This is a genomic window from Helicobacter pylori (assembly GCF_001998165.1).
Lineage (GTDB): Bacteria > Campylobacterota > Campylobacteria > Campylobacterales > Helicobacteraceae > Helicobacter > Helicobacter pylori_DL.
This window is the reverse complement of the sequence record NZ_MTWR01000198.1, coordinates 1-223: the sequence shown is the minus strand read 5'-3', so window position 1 is coordinate 223 and position 223 is coordinate 1. Positions and strand designations below refer to the sequence as shown.

The following is a 223-nucleotide window of genomic DNA, read 5'->3' as shown; positions in this document are numbered from 1 at the left end:
GCGAAAGGGAGCTTGGGCGTAAAATGAATGGGAAAAGGCATGAGCGTTTCAGTCCCTTTGCCAGCATAACCAAACATAAGGCCTTGAGCCCCGGCCCAAATCTCGCCATCTGCTTTAACCACGCCTGGATTAATATCAGGGCTTGGCTCGCCAATTCCATTTAAAACCGCCGCGCTTCTATAATCAAAGCCATAAAGAGCATCTGTAGAGCCAATCTTTTTAA

At 47.5% G+C, this 223-nt stretch carries 1 pseudogene; it reads right to left on the bottom strand.

Annotated features, from left to right (window positions below):
- A pseudogene (locus BZK24_RS08880) lies at positions 1-223 on the bottom strand (methionine adenosyltransferase); the annotation flags it as partial.